A 3,170-nucleotide genomic window follows, 5' to 3' on the forward strand; every position below is an offset into this window, starting at 1 on the left:
ATGAGGTATTCATCATGCGAATATGCTTTGGTTTTGTGTTTATTTTTCAAATATAAGAATAATCTAAATGGAATTCGATTCGATAAACTTCCTTGCAATAGGTTTGATATTTCTTGGCTCTTATGTCCAGACCGCAATCGGTTTTGGCTTGGCTATTGTTGCCGCACCTTTACTGATTCTTTGGGCGCCAGAATATGTTCCTGCGCCAATCTGTTTAGTCGCGTTATTTATTTCGTTGATGAATGCGATGAAGCACCGCAGTAGTGTTGAAATCGGCGGCTTAAAGATGGCGTTGATTGGGCGAGTGCCGGGATCAATTGCTGGTGGCTTGCTACTCTTTTTTGTATCTACACAAACTCTCACGCTTTGGATTGGTTTGTTGGTGCTGTTTGCAGTCGTGGTGAGTGTTTTACCGTTTCGGGTTGAGCCTACGCCTTCGCGTATGACATGTGCTGGTTTCTTTTCTGGGTTGTTTGGTACCAGTTCTGCGATTGGAGGCCCTCCGATGGCGTTATTGTTGCAGCATCAAGAAGCAAATCAGTTACGCGGCAACTTATCGGCTTTTTTTGTTTTCAGTTCGATTATTTCACTAATAGTACAAATCCCAGTGGGCTTCTTCACATTGCATCATTTGGTCATTACTATTCCTCTATTACCTGCTGCGGCGCTTGGTTACTGGCTAGCAATGAAAACTACCCAGTCGTTACCAAAAGAAAAGATTCGGTTTGGGGCACTTATGTTGTGTTTTGTGAGTGGCTTTACCGCCGTCGTACAAGCGTTGAGCCAATAATGCCATCTGCATCATAAAGTCACTGCGGGATTGCATTCCTTTTTATGTATGGCGGACTTGTTTACTTACGCCAAATTGGTCGTTTAGATGGGCGATAGTTTTATGAATAACACTCGTTATGGCACTTTTATGGCAGCATTCTCCTTTGTGATCTGGGGATTGCTACCAATTTATTATCGTTATTTACCGAATGCTTCTATGGATGAGTTGCTAGCATGGCGAATCATTGGGTCTGTACCTGTCGGGTTTCTAATTGTACTTGGGATAACCCGTCGAGGGCTGAATTGGAAAGAAATCTGGCTTGATAAAAAATCCTTGTGGTACACGTTTGTGGCGAGCAGTTTGATGTGTATTTCTTGGAGTGCGTTCACTTGGGCTTTGACCCATCATCGGGTCATCGATGCCAGCTTAGGCTTCTTTATTGGACCATTAGTATCTGTTGCGCTGGGCGTATTTATTCTTGGGGATAGGCTCTCAAAAGGCAAACTTATTGCAATAGTGTTGGCAACAATTGGTGTTATGTATCAAGTGATTCACTATGGTCAGCTACCCGTTATCGCACTAACGATGGGGTTGTTCTTTGCTTTGTATGGGCTGTACAAGAAGAAGATAAATTATGACTGGAGTACAACCTTGTTTGTTGAGGCGTTGTTACTGACTCCAGTTGCACTCGCCTATTTGCTCTATAAACAATGGGCAACTGGTGAACTGGCTTCGGGCACAGATACCACAACATTGCTTTTGTATTTTGGCAGTGCACCTATCACACTTTTACCACTCGTATTTTATTCTATCGCAATACGTATAACTAATTTATCAACCGTCGGTCTAATGCAATACATCGAGCCAAGCTTGCAGTTTGTGTTGGCAGTTATGTTTTTTGGCGAGTTGTTTGACGAAGTGAAAGCGGTGACCTTTGCATTTATTTGGGTAGGGCTGTTGTTCACAATTTTTGAAAGTATTATCAAAGGGCATCGGCGCAAAAAGCTAGTCAAACACCCCTTATAGTGGTTTCAATATTCTCACATATTAGCTTCTTTATTCTTATGCCCTCCATTCGAGGGCATTTTTAATACCATAAAGCATTGGCTTTCGTTTTTTGCCCGAATAGAAATCATAACTTGAGATTATTTGACGCATTATCATAATGATACCGCTATAGTTATAGCCAAGTGACACGCTTATATAAGTGAAAACCAGATCAAGAAGGACGACATATGATCACAGCTCTGTATGCCAACATTCTCGCAATACTCATTATTTGGTTGGCTGTTCAAGTAATTAAGCAACGTCGCTTAAATCAAATTGCTTATGCCGATGGTGGGGTAGAGGCTCTACAAATTGCTCGTAGTGCCCAGAGTAATGCGACAGAATATATCCCCATCACCCTGATTTTAATGGCACTTTTAGAATTTAATAGTGCTTACCCAACATGGATACATCTCACCGGTATTATTTTTGTAATTGGTCGAGTTATTCATGCTAAAGGCATATTGAAAAAAGACTTGAAAAAGCGCATTAGAGGGATGCAGGTGACATTTCTGGTGATACTTTCATTGGTTGTGTTAAATATGATTTACCTGCCATACGATAAGTTATGGTAAGTCTGCGACGTTACATTCCACCACCTTGGATACTCGTTCTGATTGGATTAGTACTGAATATTGGCGCGATCATCGTTACTAGCTTAGTCCTTGATAAGTTGGGTAAACAGCACTCGCAGCTCGCAGAGCAAACAGCAGAAAACTTGTATTCCATCCAACTCGCATGGAACAGTGTGGAAACCCTAGAAAGGAAAAGAGAAGCTTTACTGCTGCATGTGCACATAAGTCAGAGCGTAGCGATACCTTTAGAGCTAGAAGAGGTATTAGCAGGGCATTTATCTTCTTGGGTTCTCAACGAGTCGGATGAAATAAAAATTGATCAACTTCCTCAACTGATGTCAAAGATAAATCAGGCACAAGCTTCGTATAGAGACCGCATCGATAATTACTACATTGAGAATGTAGAGCTCAATGAGGTAATGGCAAAGCAGGATGAAAAGATCGCTTGGTACAAGAATATCGGACTCTTCTTGCAAGTATTCGGACTTGCGTTAATCCTTGCACGCGACTTAGCTAGGAAGCAATAAAAGCAAGAGCTAAAGATCAGGTTTATTGCGAAATGCCAATGGTAGTTTGCAAATTGCAATTTATTCGGTGAGCAAACAGTAGCTATTGGTTAAGTTTTAATGAAAGTGATTAAATAACAACCTGTTTTTGTGCACTGAAAAGTTGGCACGGCTCATGCTTTAGTATGAGTGACCCTTTCTAAGCCGAGGGTCACCTAGCCAACTGACGTTGTTAGTGAACCATCTTGTTCACAAATATATACAGCCAAT

General features: G+C 41.4%; 4 protein-coding genes. All 4 read left to right on the forward strand.

The features are described 5' to 3' along the window. Positions 1–67: 67 nt before the first annotated feature. Entirely contained in the window at positions 68–790 is a 723-nt protein-coding gene (locus tag IQR33_RS14955; protein WP_042520743.1) for a sulfite exporter TauE/SafE family protein, read from the forward strand. Between the two features lie 102 nt (positions 791–892). Continuing rightward, positions 893–1,798, forward strand: a complete 906-nt coding sequence (rarD, locus tag IQR33_RS14960; protein ID WP_031778926.1) for an EamA family transporter RarD — start codon at positions 893–895, stop codon at positions 1,796–1,798. A gap of 209 nt (positions 1,799–2,007) precedes the next feature. Beyond that, entirely contained in the window at positions 2,008–2,394 is a 387-nt protein-coding gene (locus tag IQR33_RS14965; protein WP_005376510.1) for an MAPEG family protein, read from the forward strand. After that, complete coding sequence (locus IQR33_RS14970; protein WP_193837980.1) at positions 2,388–2,921, forward strand: DNA mismatch repair protein; 534 nt, start codon at positions 2,388–2,390, stop codon at positions 2,919–2,921. The genes IQR33_RS14965 and IQR33_RS14970 overlap by 7 nt, the downstream gene beginning before the upstream one ends. Positions 2,922–3,170 lie beyond the last annotated feature (249 nt).

Source organism: Vibrio sp. OPT46 (genome assembly GCF_015163535.1).
Lineage (GTDB): Bacteria > Pseudomonadota > Gammaproteobacteria > Enterobacterales > Vibrionaceae > Vibrio > Vibrio alginolyticus.